The sequence below is a fragment of the Orientia tsutsugamushi genome (assembly GCF_900327275.1).
Taxonomy (GTDB): domain Bacteria; phylum Pseudomonadota; class Alphaproteobacteria; order Rickettsiales; family Rickettsiaceae; genus Orientia; species Orientia tsutsugamushi.
The window spans coordinates 1,753,616-1,770,423 of sequence record NZ_LS398548.1; the positions used below are offsets into that span (position 1 = coordinate 1,753,616).

Below are 16,808 nucleotides of genomic sequence, written 5' to 3' on the forward strand. Positions count from 1 at the left end.
ATCAAAATACTGTTTCTGTTAAAGGTGTAATCAGTTTCTGTCCTCCCATGTAATTCCTAAGCTTTTCAGGAATTGTAACTGATCCATCTGAATTTTGATAATTTTCTAGAATAGCAATTATAGTTCTACCGACAGCAAGTCCGGATCCATTGATTGTATGTAGAAAATTAACTTTTTTAGAGCAAAGTTCTCTATATTTACTTAGTGATCTTCTAGCTTGAAAAGAACTAAAATGTGAACAGCTTGAAATTTCTCTATAACAATTTTGTGCTGGTAACCACACTTCAAGATCATATGTTTTATGAGCTGCAAATCCTATATCACCGCTACATAATAATACTACTCTATATGGTAACCCTAATTTCTCTAGAATTTTTTCAGCAGCAGCAGTAAGATACTCAAATTCTCTATTTGATTCTTTAGGTGTAGCGATAGTAAAAAGCTCTACTTTGCCAAATTGATGCATTCGCAACATACCTTTAACGTCTTTACCAGCGCTTCCTACTTCTGATCTAAAGCAAGGAGTAAACGCTACCAATCTTATTGGTAATTTTTCTTCTAATAAAGTAGTATTAGCAAAAATATTAGTTAATGGCACTTCTGCAGTAGGTATCAATCTATATCCAGTTGTAGTCTCAAATGATGCATCAGCAAATTTAGGTAGTTGGCCAACATTATACATAGCATGATCCTTAACTAAACATGGCGGAGCAACTTCAAAAAAATTAAACTCAGTAGTATGTACATCAATCATAAAATTGATTAAAGCTCTTTCAAGTTTTGCAAGATCATGTTTTAAAATTACAAACCTACTTCCTGACATCTTAGTAGCTGTATTAAAATCCATCATTCCTAAATTTTTTCCAATTTCATAATGGTGTTTAGGTAATTTGATATTTTGAATTGTGCCACATTCTTTAAGCACTTTATTCATATCACTATTAGTACCATAGGGTACATCATCAGCTACTAAATTAGGAAGGTTATCCATAATCTCAGATAACCTTTTTTCATGATGCAATAATGAAGTTTCTAATTCAGTTATCTTTTGATTGATCAGCTTAACATCCTTTTGTATTTCTTCAAAATCAGTACTTGATTTGTCATAAATATGTGCTACACTACTAGATTTTTCTTTTCTTTCATGCTGTAATTTCTGAATTAGAGATATTAATGTTCTTTTTTCTGAATCAATATGTATTATTGATTTAGATACTGAATCAATTCCTCGTTTGCTTAGTGATTCATCAAGTTTATCTGGGTTTGCTCTAATCCATTTTATGTCCAGCATTTGTCCTCAATTTTAAAATTTTACATATTATTATAGAAGCCTCATATAACAAAATCAATGGAGTTGCAAGAGCAAACTGACTGAGAATATCTGGTGGAGTTAATATAGCAGCTATTATAAAGTTTAATACTATAGCTATTCTTCGTTTTTGTATTAATGTAGATATTGAAATAATATTCAATACATTTAATGTTATTAGTATTAATGGCAATTCAAAAGAAATTCCAAATGCTAGACTAAATTGAATTAATAAAGTTAAATATTCACTCATTCTTGCTTCCAAGACTATTGGAAGTTCATTTTCTTTTAGTGACTCAAATCCTAAAAAAAAATGACACGCATTAGGTATAACAAAATAAAAGACAAATAAGTTTCCAATATAAAATAATATTGGCGACATAAACATTAAAATTTTAAAATAGATTTTTTCAGATTTATATAATCCTGGTGCAATAAACAAATAAATTTGTGCTGATAATATTGGAATAATAATTAAAAATCCTGTATAAAATGACAACTGCAAATAAGTAAAAAAACCCTCTGCTAAACCAGTATATATTATTCTATGATTCTGATCTGGTAAAATATTTTTGAGCGGAATAGTCAAAAAATGATATATATTTTTGCTATAGTAGTAACTTATTCCACAAGCTAAAAAAAAACAAATTAGTACTTTTAGTATTCTAACCTTAAGTTCAGCTAAATGTTCACCAAGTGTATAAGTTTTAGAGTTCATAGTTTGCATTAACTTTAACTATTGTATATGAGATTATAACAAAGTGATTTATAAATAATGTTTCACGTGAAACATTATTTATAATATGATATTCATTATAATTTCTAGAAAATAACTTTGCCATTAATTAATAGATAATTTTAGTAACATAAATATGCTTCAGCAAATATATGATTTTTTAAATATTAATTATAATGTTTCACGTGAAACATTTAATAAATTTAAAGAGTATTATTCTCTATTAAGCAAATGGAATTCAACAATTAATTTAGTTTCAGCAACTACTTTACAAAATTTTTGGCAAAGGCACATTTTTGACTCTATACAATTATTAAATTATATTCATAATAAAGATATTATTGTTGCAGATTTAGGTAGTGGGGCTGGATTCCCTGGAGTAGTACTATCTATATCAGGAATAAAAAATGTAATATTAATAGAATCCGATAGTCGCAAAGCTGCTTTTTTACTACAAGTAGCTCAATTATCTGATCAAAAAATTGAAATTATAAATGATAGAATACAAAATCTAAAGGTAAAATGTGATATTGTTACTGTCAGAGCATTAGCAAATTTAAGTACAATATTATCACATACAAAGCAATTCACGGTTAAAGACAAATATTTAATTTTAAAAGGTAAAAATTATCAGCATGAGATCACTCAAGCATTATTACATAATAAATTTAATTATAGGCTATATAAAAGTTGCACTGATGATAGTTCATGGATACTAGAAATTAGAATATAACAATCAATGAGTTACAACGCACAAATTATAGTTATTGTTAATCAAAAAGGTGGTGTAGGCAAAACTACTACTGCTACTAACTTAGCTACAGCATTTGCTGCTACAGGAAAAAAAACGCTTCTTGTTGACCTTGATCCTCAAGGAAATGTAGGAATAGGATTTGGAATAAATAAGCTTAGTACTGATAAAAGTATATATCAGGTTTTCGTTAACCATAATATTAATATTCCTGAGCAAGCATACAATATTGTTCAGTCATTAATAACACCAACTATAGTACCTGACTTAGATATAATAATTTCAAATATGGATCTTAGTGCTACTGAAATTGAACTCGTTTCCCAAGAAGCAAAAGAATCAAGGTTGAAATCCGCTCTTAGTAATATTCAATCTCAATATGATTATATAATAGTTGACTGTTTACCTTCACTTGGATTACTAACTTTAAATGCTTTAATGGCAGCTACTCAGGTAATTATTCCTATGCAATGTGAATTTTTAGCTTTAGTAGGGTTAAGCCAACTATTAAAGATTATTGATAGGTTTAAAAAAAATTTTAACCCTAATCTAAAAATTCAAGGTATATTATTAACCATGCATGATAGAAGAAATAAATTAACTTTACAAGTTGAAGAGGATGTCAGAAAGCATCTAGCAGATCTAGTATTTAAGACTGTCATTCCAAGGAATGTAAGAATATCAGAGGCTCCATCTTTTGGTAAACCAGTAATCTTATACGATCATAAATGTTTAGGATCTATAGCATACATGCACTTAGCTAAGGAAATATTAGATAACAACTAATGGGTATATAAATGCGTACATCTAAAACTCGAGGATTAGGAAGAGGATTATCAGCGTTACTAAATGATAATATTAGCAGTTCTTCCACCACTATTTCTCAAAACGATTCTGTTAGTATTTTAAATATAAATCAGTTAACTGTTAATCCACATCAACCACGTAAATCTTTTGATCATGATAGTTTAGTTGAACTATCTGAATCAATACTAGTTCATGGTATAATACAGCCAATCATTGTTAACAAAACTGAAGATCAGAGCAAATATATTATAATTGCTGGAGAACGTAGGTGGAGAGCAGCAAAAATTGCAAATTTAATCGAAGTACCAGTTGTTATTAGAGATATTGATAATGATCAGGTACTGCAAGTTGCACTAATTGAAAATATTCAAAGACAAAAATTAAATATTATTGAAGAAGCTGAAGGATACTTAAAGTTAATTGAAGAGTTCAATTTTACTCAAGATAGCCTAAGTAAAATTTTAGGTAAAAGTCGTAGCCATATTGCTAATGTATTAAGACTTAACAGTTTGCCTATACCAGTCAAAGATAGTTTAATTCAAGGCAAAATTACTATGGGACATGCTAGAACTCTTATTGGCCATGAAGATGCTATTAAAATCGCTGAAACCATTATTAAGCAAAACTTAAATGTTCGACAAACAGAAAAATATATAAAAAAACTAACTAATCCAAATAAGTTAAACAAATCTAATCACGTAATTAAGTATTCTACTGGCTCAGAATTAGATGAATTAAGTATACTTACACAAAATCTATCACAGAAATTAAATACAAAAGTTTTCATTGAAAACTCAAATCATGGAGGGAAAATAACTATTTTTTTTTCTAACCTGGAAAAATTAGATGATATTTTATCTAGAATAAAGTAATTATGTGATGTTAACAAACATCTAACTTAGTAAAAACGCAGTTTGATATAGCTAAACCACTATCAAACAGGTATGTTATATACTTTTTGAAAAGAGTGTCTAAGTCACAGTGATATTTCATTCTTCTTGATTTACTTTGAAACAATTTTTTCAATAGGATTTAAATCATGTAGGTAAATACTCTAATAACGGCAATTTAGGATAAGTGACAATATGGAAGGTAGTGAAAAAAGGTATACAAAGAAAGAATGTTGAGCTACAAAGAAAATTTAAATAAACAAGGAATAGCCCAACATGAAAAAATGTATTATAGCAGTATACTATTTAATAGACAATTTTTGCAAGATATATCAAGAGTGTGAAAGAAAGAGATTAATACCAAGTAGTAATCAAAGGAACAGAGATGGGAAGTTGTCCTTAGCTGAGTTATTAACAATAGCGATATATTTTTATGTATCTCAATGCAAGGATTGTAAAAATTATCATCTATATTACTTGAGTTATAAGTATAAAGGATACTTTTGCTTACCAAGCTATAGTAGAATAATACAACTGTGGCCTAGAATGTTGCTACCATTAGTCGTATTAATGCATTATCTGAAAGGAGAAGAGGCTGGTATATATTACATCGATGCTACAAAGTTAATAATTTGTCATAATAAACGTACCTCCAGCAATAGAGTTTTTAACAAATTTTCTAAAATTGGTAAAAGTAGTTATGGCTTGTTCTTAGACTTTAAGCTTCATCTTATAATAGACTTCTTTCGAAACTAGAGAATGATGTAGAATGGTGTTATAAAAATCTAATTTGAAGTAATAATGAAATTAGATCAGATTAAAGAGTTAAAGGATGAAAAATTTCGTTGATTAACAGGAGTAAGGAAGAGGACATTTTCAAAGATGGTGGATATTTTGAGGAAAGCTGATGGTCTTAAGAAATCAAAAGGTGGACGTAAAAATAAGCTCAATTTGGAGGAACAGTTGCTGATGGTGTTAGAATACCTTAGAGAATACCGTACTTATTTCCATATAGGTCAGAACTATGGAATTAGTGAAAGTTCAGCATATAAAGCTGTAAAATGGGTAGAAGACAGCCTAGTTAAACACCAAAACTTTGCTCTTCGAGGCCGTAAAGCTTTAATGAAGAGTGATATGAATTATGAAGTAGTCTTGATTGATGCTACTGAGAGTCCTATAGAAAGACCTAAAAAAAACAAAAATTCTATTATTCAGGAAAGAAGAAATGGCATACACTAAAAACTCAAATAGTGGTAGACAAGAAAACCAACCAAGTAATATGTACAGATTTTCTAACGGTAAAAAGCATGATTTTAGATTATTTAAGGAATCCAAAATTCTTATTCATCCTAAGGTTAAAGCGATTACTGATACAGGATATCAAGGTATACAAAAAATTCACAATAATTCTGAATTACCAAAGAAAAAAAGCAAGAAAAATTCTTTAACTAAAAATGATAAAAAGAATAATCCTAGATTAGCAGGAGAATGAGTTGTGAATGAAAACGTTATTGGTATGCTAAAAAACGGTTCAAAATTATTGCTGAAAAATATCGAAATAGACGTAAAAGATTCAGTCTTAGATTTAACTTGATCTCCGGCATTTATAATTTTGAACTACCTTAACCAGTTTCGAAAGAGGCCTAATCTCTTTAATGCTTTTTGTATACCCGACTTACTTACTCATAGTCGTTCAGCTCTTTTCATATTAATATGTGTAACTATATTGACTTACATCTTCTTTTAGTTTATCAATAGAGGTTTTTGTTGGAGCTATGTTTCTATTTTTTAACGCAACATGTTTTTACTCCATACAAATACTGTATTCTTTACTATCACAAAATATTTTGACACTTTTTCGAAACTAATTTTCTCTCTTCCATTTATGTCCAGTACTTTTTTTCCAAAATGTATCGATTATGTCATACTAATTACTTTTTCATTAGACCTCTTTCGAAACTGGTTAAGGTAGTTTAAAATTATAAATGCCAGAGATCAAATTAAATCTAAGGCCGAATTCTTTACGTCTATTTCGATATTTATCAGCAATAATTTTGAACTACCTTAACCAGTTTCGAAAGAGGTCTATTACATCTTATTGTTATAATCGTTTTATAGTATTTAGCTATATAACTAGGTATGCAAAAGTATCCTTTATACCTATAATTTAAGTAATATAGATAATGATTTTTAAAATCCTTGCATTGAGATAAATGAAAATATATCAGTATTGTTAATAACTCAGCTAAGCTTAACTTTCCATCTCTATTCCTTTTGGTGTTAACATCTTTCTTTCGCGCTCTTGATATATCTTACAAAAATTATATATTAGATAGTACACTGTTATAATACATTTTTTCATGTTGGGTTATTCCTTTTTTATTTAAATTTTTCTTTTTAACTCAACATTCTCTCTTTCTATATCTTTTATTCTATACCTACATGCTTCTCATTATCTTAATCTGGACTTAATTGGTCGTGACACTGTTCTTAACTCTATGTGAGTACGATGAGACTTATATATCTACTGCATTCCTTGCTTATGTTTTTAATTTTAACAAATTTTTTTATTTATTCTTCAAAAGTTTGAATAATATTTTCATTTTACTTTCTAATATTTTACATCTTTATTAGACCTCTTTCGAAACTGGTTAACGTAGTTCAAAATTATAAATGCCAGAGATCAAATTAAATCTAAGACTGAATCTTTTACGTCTATTTCGATATTTATCAGCAATAATTTTGAACTGTTTTAGCATAGCAATAACGTTTTCATTCACAACCCTTTCTCCTGCTAATCTACGATTATTCTTTTTATCATTTTTAGTTAAAGGATTTTTCTTGCTTTTTTTCTTTTGTAATTCAGAATTATTGTGAATTTTTTGTATACCTTGATATCCTGTATCAGTAATCGCTTTAACCTTAGGATGGATAAGAATTTTGGATTCCTTAAATAATCTAAAGTCATGTTTTTTACCGTTAGAAAAATCTGTACATAGTCCTTGGTGCGTTTGCTTGTCTGCCACTATTTGAGTTTTTAGTGTATGCCTTTTCTTCTTTTTTGAATAATAGAATTTTTGTTTTTTTGAGTCTTTCTATAGGACTCTCAGTAGCATCAATCAAGACTACTTCATAATTCATATCACTCTTCATTAGAGTTTTACGACTTGGAAGAGCAAAGTTTGGGTGTTTAACTAAGGTGTCTTCTACCCATTTAACAGCTTTATATGCTGAACTTTCACTAATCCCATAGTTCTGACCTATATGGAAATAAGTACAGTATTCTCTAAGGTATTCTAAGACCAACAGCAACTGTTCCTCCAAATTGAGCTTATTTTTACGCCCACTTTTTGATTTATTAAGACCATCAGCTTTCCTCAAAATATTCACCATCTTTGAAAATGTTCCCTTCCTTACTCATGTTAATCGACGAAATTTTTCATCCTTTAACTCTTTAATTTGATCAAATTTCATTATTACCTCAAATCAGATCTTTATAACACTATTCTACATCATTCTCTAGTTTCGAAAGAAATCTATTATATCGAACTTAGGTTAATAATTAACTAATTGTTTTAAAATGCTAGACAATGATCTAAATAATCTTGCCTCAATACTAATATTTTTTGCTGCCCATTTTTTCATCCATGGTTTCATTAATTCCCATATATTAATATCAGGATTTAGGTCTCTGCTTATTCCTTCAACTACTATCATAGTCTTTTGCAACAGTAATAATTGCGGCTGAGTTTCCATGCCAAAATTCTCTGTTATCATAAATAATTGAGCAAGCAATTTACCAAGAGATAAATTTTTCAGTGATAATCCAATAATAGGTTCAGCTATAGACCTGCAATATTGCGAAAATAAGTCTAAATTGGTATTTTCTGGTATATAGCCAGCTTGCCGATGAATTCTAGCCACTTTCTTATAGTCTCGTTCCAGAAAAGCGTACAAAATCTCAGCTACTGCAATTCTATCCTTTTCAGATAGCCTGCCTATTATACCAAAATCTACTAATCCTATCTTGCCGTCTGGCAAAACTAGAACATTTCCATGATGTAAATCAGCATGAAAAAATCCATCTCTATAAGCTTGATTAAAAAACATCAAAATAACTTTTTCTGATAGATCTTTCAATGATGTTCCTTGATTTATTATTAGTTGCCGTTCACGAATTGGCAATCCATGAATCCACTCAACAGTTAAAACTTTTTCGGCAGTAAATTCCCAATACACTTTTGGTATATAAGTATTGCGATCTGATATAAAATTATCTAGCATTTCAGAATATGATGCTGCTTCAATTCTCATATCCAATTCACTGACCATAGAGTTTCGTAATATATCTATTACCTCTACTAATTTCAGCCTCTTAACTTTAGGCAAAAACTTTAATAAAATCTTGGCAATGAAATGTAATGTTTCTATGTTTTCAAGATATTCAGCTTGTACATTAGGTCTTAGCACCTTTACTGCCACTTCTTCTCCAGTGACTAGCCGAGCTTTATATACTTGAGCAATCGATGCTGCAACTACTACTTCTTTTGGAAAAAAAGAGAATACTTGATCTATTTCCATTTTAAGGCAAGCTGTAATAATTTTTTTTGCTTCTTGAGTTGAAAACGGAGGCAATTTATCCTGTAATATCTTTAATGAATCAGCCATGTTGCTACCAATTAAGTCAGGTCTAGTAGATAATGTTTGCCCTAACTTAATATATGCGGGGCCAAGTTCTTTTAAGCAATTTGTTAATCTATCACTATATTGCTGATTATTTCTATATAGCCAACAAATTGGATAAAAAAGAAAGTTAATTAGTCTAATGATACTTCTGAATAAAAAAGATAAGTTAGTACAATCAATATTTTGCAATATTTTGTATTTACTAACTATTGCCAAAACTCCTATTAATGCTATTACATTCTTAATAAAGTTAATCATAATTTGAGAGCTGAGTGTATTGCAACAATGCCAAAAGTTAAATTGCAAAACTTAACGTTCTGAAATCCGACGCTATTAATTATTTGACAAAAATCTTGTTGCGCAGGAAATGTTCTAATACTTTCGACTAAGTATTGATAGGCTTGTTGATTATTTGCAACTATTTTACCTATTAAAGGTATTAAGTTAAATGAATATAAGTCATACAGTTTGCTTATACATCGATTTTCTACTTTAGAAAACTCTAAACATAAAAACTGGCCACCTGGCTTTAAAACTCGGTAAGCTTCTTGTAATGAAGCTTTAATGTTGGTAACATTACGAATTCCAAAAGCAATTGAATAATTATCAAAGCTATTATCTGCAAAAGGTAAATTTTCTGCATTACAATTAATATAATGTATATTTTCTAATAAGTTACTATCTACAGCCTTCTCTCTACACTTTTGTAACATATTATAGTTTATATCACAAATAGTAACATTAGGAATAGTATGATATTTCTTTGCTTTACGATAAAATGTTAAAGCTATATCACCAGTTCCTGAAGCAACATCAATCAATGAACCATTAAAATCTAAAAATCTATTACAAAATTCTTGTTTCCAAAAATAATGAACACCTAAACTAAGTATATTATTCATTAAATCATACTGCTGAGTAACAGAATCAAACACTTTGGCAACCAATTGATTCTTTTTATCACTATCAACAAGTTGAAATCCAAAAGTAGATTTATTACCATTATTATGATTATAATTCTTCGTCATTGAATTATTTTCTAAATATGATCAAAACAAATAATATAATAACTAAACATCATAAAAATCAAACTAAAAAAATATGCCATTGTTACATGAAGTCAGGAAGTTAAGACAATAACCAATATAATAACTATGAACTTAGACAAAGCTACTTAAGTGCAGCAAAGAATCAATTATGTAATCATATTAATTAGATCACAACTGCAAAATGGTATAATCTCTCTGTTTTTATATATTTTTACTTTTGTAAACCAATACTGCTGTTCAACAATTTATATGTCGAATATGTAGGATAATACATTAGATTAAAAATATATACTGACTAAATTATTATCGTTGATTTCTTAATAAATTAGTATTAGAATTACGGTTGATAAGTTCATAAGTTAAGCTACTATTAAAATTAATCACTCATAAAGTACTAAGACTAAAGGCAATATTACAGAAGCTATTGCTTTGAATTTATATAGTTGATAATTGCATATATATTTTAATAGCTATTCTAAGGGGTAGTATGTTAATAACAAATACTTTACATAAGAATGTTAAACGATAAAATAAAAGAGCTAATTACTCCTACTGCAAAAGCCTTAGGATATAAGGTTATAAATGTGAACTTTATTGTAAAGCCAGCTATATTAAAAATAGTTATTGATCGTTTTGATGAAAAAAAAGTTAAAGTTTTAGATTGTCAAGCGTTTAGTAAAGCTATTTCAGCAGTTTTAGATGTTGAAAACATAATACCAGGCAAGTACTTTTTAGAAGTTGAATCTGCTGGTATTGAGCGAAGTCTAATGGATTTAGAAGATTTTATAAAATTTTTAGGATATACAATACAAGTAAAGCTAGTTGCAGCTATTAATGAAAACAAAAAATATATAGGTGTAATTTCTAATATTAAAGGACAAGAAATCACACTAAATTTGCAAAATGATAGTACTATTGCTATAGATTATGATAATATAAAGGTTGCAAAGATAGTTTTTACAGATGAAATGTTTAGACAAATCACCAAAAATTATTAGCTCAGGAGATATATAAATATGGTTAATCCTATCAATGCTGAAGTGTTAAGAGTTGTTAATTATATTGCTAGAGATAAGGATATTTCACAAGATGCCTTAATATCAATTGTAGAGGAAATGATTCAATTGATTAGTAAAAAAATATATGGCGCTGAGCATAACATTAAGGTTGAAATTAATAAAAAAAGCGGTGAATGTAAGTTATATAGAGTGCTTGATGTAGTTGAAGAAACAGAAGATATGTACTCTCAAATCTCTTTAAATGATGCTTTACAACTTAATGCTAATATCAAGGTTGGAGAACAAATTTTTGAAACTCTTCCTCCTATAAATCTTGGCAGAGTTTCTGCTCAAACTGCTAGACACTTTATTGCTCAAAAGATTGCAGAAATAGAGAGAAGAAAGCAATATTTAGAAGTTAAAGATAGAGTCGGAGAAATAATTACTGTAATAGTTTCCAGAATTGATGCAGGTAATATAATAGGAGAGTTTGGTGGAGTAGAAGTTATTATTCCAAGAGATCAATTAATAAAAAGCGAAGCTTATAAAAAGAACGATAGAGTTAAAGCATATGTACAAAGAGTAAATGAAGAGCTAAAAGGTCCTCTAATGTTTTTGTCTAGGACTGATAATCAAATGTTGGTTAAGCTATTAGAAATGGAGGTTCCAGAAATTTATGAAGGTACAATTATTATTAAAGCAGTAGCAAGAGATCCAGGATCAAGAGCTAAAGTTGCAGTTTTTTCACCTGATTCATCCATTGATGCTGTTGGATCATGTATAGGGATGAGAGGCAACAGAATTAAAAATATTTCTCATGAACTTGCCGGAGAAAGAATTAATGTTATAAAGTGGAGCCAAGATATTGCAGGCTTTGCTATTAATGCTATGTCGCCAGTACAAATAACAAAAGTAATCATTGATGAGTCTAGACGTTTAATTGAGTTGATAGTATCTGCTAATCAGCTTAGCATTGCTATTGGACGACGCGGGCAAAATGTTAGACTTGTATCTAAACTTTTAAGTTGGAATATTGATATTATTACTGAAGAGCAAGAATCATCACGTAGAACAGATGAATTCACTTCTGCTACGGATTTATTCACAAAAAATTTAGGAATTGATGAAATGTTAGCTCAATTATTAGTAGCTGAAGGATTCATCTCGATCGAGCAAATAGCTCATGCTGATCTTAATGCTCTGACTAGTATTGATAAACTTAATTCTGAGTTAGTGCTTGAATTGCAACAAAAAGCAATAGATTATGTTAATAATCAAAATAAACTTATTCTTACGAAACTAGAGGAGCTAGGAGTAGAGCAAGAGTTATTAGAAACTTTAGAGATTCCATTAGAATCTTTTATAACTCTTGCAGAGAATGGTATTAAGAATTTAGAAGATCTTGAAGAACTTACATTTAGCGAGTTTAACACTTTAGTACAGAATAATTGCCTGAGCGAAGAAGAGTTTAATTATATTATTTTAACTAATAAAAAACGTTTAACTGATTCAGTGGAGTAATATACTCCTGAATAAATATATAAACTTAAGTAGCTAGTTGTTAATTTATTTAATAATAAGTGGTTCACTATAATAAATATTGCTGTATAATAAAAAAGCTAATTTAAAGCAATATTTAGATTTATTAGATGCAGCAAATAAAATACTAGTACAAAATACTCAGTACTTTAAGTTAAAAAATCCTGTTTAATAATAAAAGTACATTAAATTTACATAATAACAAAGCAATATTACAAGCAGTAAATAATTATGACAGATAAGCACAATGAAGAAGGAAAAGACAAAAAACTGAAGTTGCCATCTAAAATGATTATTGGCAAGCACGTAGATTCTAAAAAATTTAAAACTAGCTACTTCACTTCTCATAATAATAGCATTACAGTCGAAATTAAGGGTGGTAGAAAGTTTAGCAGTAGCTCTTCATTGCCGCATAAAATTAATACACAAATTTCAACTATAGATGAATTCAATGAAAAAATCAGTCTTTTAAAAAAAGCTGCTTCATTTGCTAAAAGCGAAGAATATAGAAGCAACGTTACTAATTTCACTCCTACAGTAGAAGTAACAGAACAGCAAACAAAAGCAGAAACTTCAACTAATATCAACTCAGAACAAACAATAAAAAATAATTCACATCAAAGCAGCAGCAATACCATAGAAACAACTCAAGAACAAAAACAAAATGATGATCTTTCTTTAAACATTACACCTGTTGAAGCTATAACACAGCCGGAACCTAATCAAAAAATCTTACAAAATCAGCAAAATAGCAGCAGTATATCTTTGAATTCTATTATCTCTAAACCGCAAAATAAGTCATCTATCGAGAATAATGTTGAGTTTGAAACAGAAGCATCAACTAAATCTAGTGCTATCTGGACTAAAAAAAATAATAGTGCAAAACCTAAGAAATCAGATATTTATCAAATGTTGGATAGTGATTCTAAGTCTAAGACTAGAAGTTTTGCAGCTATTAAACGAGCTAGAGATAAAGAAAAGCGTAAGTTGCAAAATAATGATCTTACAAAAAAAATATATCGCGAAGTTATTATACCGGATACCATTACTGTTAATGAGCTAGCATTACGTATGTCAGAAAAACTTTCGGACGTAATGCAATCCCTTTTAAAACTTGGAATTAAAGCTAATATAAATCAAAGTATAGATGTTGATACAGCAGAACTAATTGCTATTAGCTTAGGGCATTCTGTAAAAAGAATTCAAGATTCTGATGTAGAAAATATTTTGCACTCAGATAAAGATACACAGGAGTCATTATTACCTAGAGCGCCTGTTATAACAGTAATGGGGCATGTAGATCATGGTAAAACTTGTTTATTGGACGCATTAAGGTCAACTGATGTAATAAGCACAGAAGCTGGAGGTATAACGCAACATATTGGAGCATATAAGGTCAATCTACCTAACAATAAATCAATAACGTTCATTGATACTCCTGGACATGAAGCTTTCAGCGAAATACGAACTAGAGGAGCTAAGGTTACTGACATTGTAGTATTAGTTATTGCTGCTAATGATGGTATCAAACCTCAAACAATAGAAGCAATTAATCATGCCAAAGCTGCTAAAGTACCTATATTAGTAGCAATTAATAAAATTGATGCTCCAGATGCCAATCCTGATAAAGTTAAAAACGCTCTGCTGGCTCACAATATAGTACCAGAAGATTTAGGAGGAGAAACACTTGTAGTTCCAATATCTGCATTAAAAAAAATCAATCTTGACAAACTTGAAGAAGCAATTTTGTTGCTTGCCGATATGCTCGAGCTTAAAGCTAATCCAAATGCCTTAGCATCAGGCACAGTTATTGAATCTCAAGTTGATCATAAAAGCGGCGTAATAGCTACTATACTAGTTCAGCGCGGAACTTTAAAAATTGGAGATATCTTAATAGCTGGCAATGGTTTTGGTAAAGTAAAAAGAATGATCAATGATAAAAACCAGCAAGTAAATTATGCTTATCCATCAGATCCAGTTAAAATACTTGGATTAAGCCAAATACCCAATGCTGGAGATGCAGTTGCAGTAGTTCAAAATGAAAAGCAAGCCCGTAGTATAGTTGATTATCGTATCAGAAAAGCTAAAGAAGAACAAGATCTTAAGGTTCATAATATTTCTTTAGAAGAGCTCCTTAAACAAGCATCTGCAAACCAATGTAAGGAGCTATCTTTAATTTTAAAAACTGATGTTCATGGCTCTCTTGAAGCTATTGTAGCTAGTATAAATAAAATTGTTAATGATGAAGTCAAAATCAAGATTCTGCATGCAGCTGTTGGAGTTATTAATGAATCTGATATAATATTAGCTAATGCTTCTAATGCAACTATTCTAGGGTTTAATGTTAAAATTGATTCTGCAGCTAGCATTAAAGCAGAAAGAAATAAAACAAATATTAAATATTATTCTATAATATATGACTTAATTGACTATGTTAAGAGCGCTATATCAGGTATGTTATCACCTATTATTCATGAAGAATATACTGGTAGCGCAGAAGTAAGAGCTGTATTTAATATTACTAAAGTTGGTAAGATAGCTGGGTGTTATGTTACTAAAGGATACATTCAGCGTAATAGCAAAGTTAAATTGCTTAGAAATAACGAAGTGATTTTTAGTGGGCCATTGCAAACCTTAAAACGTTTTAAAGAACATACTAAAGAAGTAAAAGAGGGATTTGAGTGTGGAATAGAGTTAGCTAATTATTATGATATCAATGTAGGAGATATAATTGAAGCATTTGTAGTAACAGAGGAAAAAGCTAAACTTTAACTCATTGACTAATGCTAATAATGAATTGTTATGAAGAAAATATATCAAGCAAAATCATATAAGACTTTAAGAACTGCTAATATGATAAGACTAGCTTTAATTGATGTTCTGCACTCAAATAAACTACATACAGATTTATTTGAGTGCAAGATAACTGTTACAAAAGTTGTAGCTCAAGCTAGTCAAGGAATGTATCACTGCTACATTTTACCATTTAGCAATTCAAAACTATCTCAAGATAAACTTATGCATGCTATTAATGATTCTCTTCCTATAATTAGGAGAATGATTACGCAAAAAATTAATTTAAAATACTCACCAGAATTAAGAATTTTCTATGATTATGGATTTGATAATGCTGCAAATGTAGATAAAATTTTAAAATCATTATGATAATAGACCTCTTTCGAAACTGATTAAGGTAGTTCAAAATTATAAATGCCAGAGATCAAATTAAATCTAAGACCGAATCTTTTACGTTTATTTCGATATTTATCAGCAATAATCTTGAACCGTTTTAGCATAGCAATAACGTTTTCATTCACAACCATTTCTCCTGCTAACCTACGATTATTCTTTTTATCATTTTTAGTTAAAGGATTTTTCTTGCTTTTTTTCTTTGGTAATTTAGAATTATTGTGAATTTTTTGTATACCTTGATATCCTGTATCAGTAATCGCTTTAACTTTAGAATGAATAAGAATTTTGGATTCCTTAAATAATTTAAAGTCATGTTTTTTACCGTTAGAAAAATCTGTACATATTACTTGGTGCGTTTTCTTGTCTACAACTATTTGAGTTTTTAGTGTATGCCTTTTCTTCTTCCATGAATAATAGAATTTTTGTTTTTTTAGGTCTTTCTATAGGAGTCTCAGTAGCATCAATCAAGACTACTTCATAATTCATATCACTCGTCATTAGAGCTTTGCGACCTAGAAGAGCAAAGTTTGAGTGTTTAACTAGGGTGTCTTCTACCCATTTTATATCTTTATATATATGCTGAACTTTCACTAATCCCATAGTTCTGGCCTATATGGAAATAAGTACGGTATTCTCTAAGATATTCTAAAACAATCAGCAACTGTTCCTCCAAATTGAGCTTATTTTTACGCCCACCTTTTGATTTCTTAAGACCGTCAGCTTTCCTCAAAATATCCACTATCTTTGAAAATGTCCCCTTCCTTACTCCTGTTAATCGACTAAATTTTTCATCCTTTAACTCTTTAATCTGATCGAACTTCATTATTACCTCAAATCAGATCTTTATAACA

Annotated in this window: 11 protein-coding genes and 6 pseudogenes; 9 read left to right on the top strand and 8 right to left on the bottom strand. The window is 29.4% G+C overall.

The genetic code is table 11. From position 1 onward, the window contains the following. Window position 1: 1 nt before the first annotated feature. Window positions 2–1,291 carry a serine--tRNA ligase gene (serS, locus tag DK405_RS09180; protein ID WP_045912710.1) on the bottom strand — a complete coding sequence of 430 codons (1,290 nt, stop codon included), beginning with the start codon at window positions 1,289–1,291 and terminating at the stop codon, window positions 2–4. Continuing rightward, on the bottom strand, window positions 1,269–2,036 hold the full coding sequence (gene tatC, locus DK405_RS09185; RefSeq protein ID WP_011944753.1) for a twin-arginine translocase subunit TatC: 768 nt from the start codon (window positions 2,034–2,036) through the stop codon (window positions 1,269–1,271). Before tatC ends, serS begins: the two co-directional genes overlap by 23 nt. A 145-nt stretch (window positions 2,037–2,181) precedes the next feature. On the opposite strand from tatC, the gene rsmG reads away from it, so the two are divergent. The 5 genes and pseudogenes from rsmG (at window position 2,182) to DK405_RS09210 (ending at window position 6,119) form a co-directional block, all read left to right on the top strand. Next, the gene (rsmG, locus tag DK405_RS09190) at window positions 2,182–2,778 is read left to right on the top strand and encodes a 16S rRNA (guanine(527)-N(7))-methyltransferase RsmG (protein ID WP_080946474.1); all 597 of its coding nucleotides are present in this window, start codon (window positions 2,182–2,184) and stop codon (window positions 2,776–2,778) included. A 6-nt stretch (window positions 2,779–2,784) separates the two neighbouring features. After that, window positions 2,785–3,582 (top strand): ParA family protein, encoded by a 798-nt coding sequence (locus DK405_RS09195; RefSeq protein WP_045912711.1) that lies wholly within the window; start codon window positions 2,785–2,787, stop codon window positions 3,580–3,582. Window positions 3,583–3,593: 11 nt separating this feature from the next. Next, entirely contained in the window at window positions 3,594–4,475 is an 882-nt protein-coding gene (locus DK405_RS09200; protein WP_045912712.1) for a ParB/RepB/Spo0J family partition protein, read from the top strand. Between the two features lie 294 nt (window positions 4,476–4,769). Continuing rightward, window positions 4,770–5,234 (top strand): annotated as a pseudogene (locus tag DK405_RS09205) (transposase); the annotation flags it as partial. A 60-nt stretch (window positions 5,235–5,294) separates the two neighbouring features. Then, window positions 5,295–6,119, top strand: a pseudogene (locus DK405_RS09210) (IS5 family transposase). Between the two features lie 337 nt (window positions 6,120–6,456). On the opposite strand, the pseudogene DK405_RS09215 reads toward DK405_RS09210, so the two are convergent. From DK405_RS09215 to ubiE, 5 genes and pseudogenes are all read right to left on the bottom strand, one after another. Further along, a pseudogene (locus tag DK405_RS09215) lies at window positions 6,457–6,552 on the bottom strand (IS5/IS1182 family transposase); the annotation flags it as partial. A 70-nt stretch (window positions 6,553–6,622) separates the two neighbouring features. Further along, window positions 6,623–6,855, bottom strand: a pseudogene (locus tag DK405_RS16250) (IS982 family transposase); the annotation flags it as partial. Window positions 6,856–7,144: 289 nt separating this feature from the next. Beyond that, window positions 7,145–7,967, bottom strand: a pseudogene (locus DK405_RS09225) (IS5 family transposase). A gap of 81 nt (window positions 7,968–8,048) precedes the next feature. After that, entirely contained in the window at window positions 8,049–9,437 is a 1,389-nt protein-coding gene (ubiB, locus tag DK405_RS09230) for a 2-polyprenylphenol 6-hydroxylase (RefSeq protein WP_045912757.1), read from the bottom strand. After that, a complete protein-coding gene (ubiE, locus tag DK405_RS09235) occupies window positions 9,434–10,207 on the bottom strand; it encodes a bifunctional demethylmenaquinone methyltransferase/2-methoxy-6-polyprenyl-1,4-benzoquinol methylase UbiE (RefSeq protein ID WP_045912756.1) in 774 nt (257 codons plus the stop codon). The genes ubiB and ubiE overlap by 4 nt, the downstream gene beginning before the upstream one ends. 536 nt (window positions 10,208–10,743) lie before the next feature. Between ubiE and DK405_RS09240 the strand changes: the two genes are divergently transcribed. The 4 genes from DK405_RS09240 (at window position 10,744) to rbfA (ending at window position 15,930) form a co-directional block, all read left to right on the top strand. Then, the gene (locus DK405_RS09240; protein ID WP_045912755.1) at window positions 10,744–11,226 is read left to right on the top strand and encodes a ribosome maturation factor RimP; all 483 of its coding nucleotides are present in this window, start codon (window positions 10,744–10,746) and stop codon (window positions 11,224–11,226) included. Between the two features lie 18 nt (window positions 11,227–11,244). Further along, window positions 11,245–12,747: a transcription termination factor NusA gene (gene nusA / locus DK405_RS09245; RefSeq protein ID WP_045912754.1), complete on the top strand. Its 1,503-nt coding sequence runs from the start codon at window positions 11,245–11,247 to the stop codon at window positions 12,745–12,747. Between the two features lie 249 nt (window positions 12,748–12,996). Then, window positions 12,997–15,537 carry a translation initiation factor IF-2 gene (gene infB, locus DK405_RS09250; RefSeq protein WP_045912753.1) on the top strand — a complete coding sequence of 847 codons (2,541 nt, stop codon included), beginning with the start codon at window positions 12,997–12,999 and terminating at the stop codon, window positions 15,535–15,537. A 30-nt stretch (window positions 15,538–15,567) separates the two neighbouring features. Beyond that, window positions 15,568–15,930: a 30S ribosome-binding factor RbfA gene (gene rbfA, locus DK405_RS09255; protein ID WP_045912752.1), complete on the top strand. Its 363-nt coding sequence runs from the start codon at window positions 15,568–15,570 to the stop codon at window positions 15,928–15,930. 23 nt (window positions 15,931–15,953) lie between these two features. On the opposite strand, the pseudogene DK405_RS09260 reads toward rbfA, so the two are convergent. Continuing rightward, window positions 15,954–16,780: pseudogene (locus DK405_RS09260) on the bottom strand (IS5 family transposase). Between the last annotated feature and the right edge of the window lie 28 nt (window positions 16,781–16,808).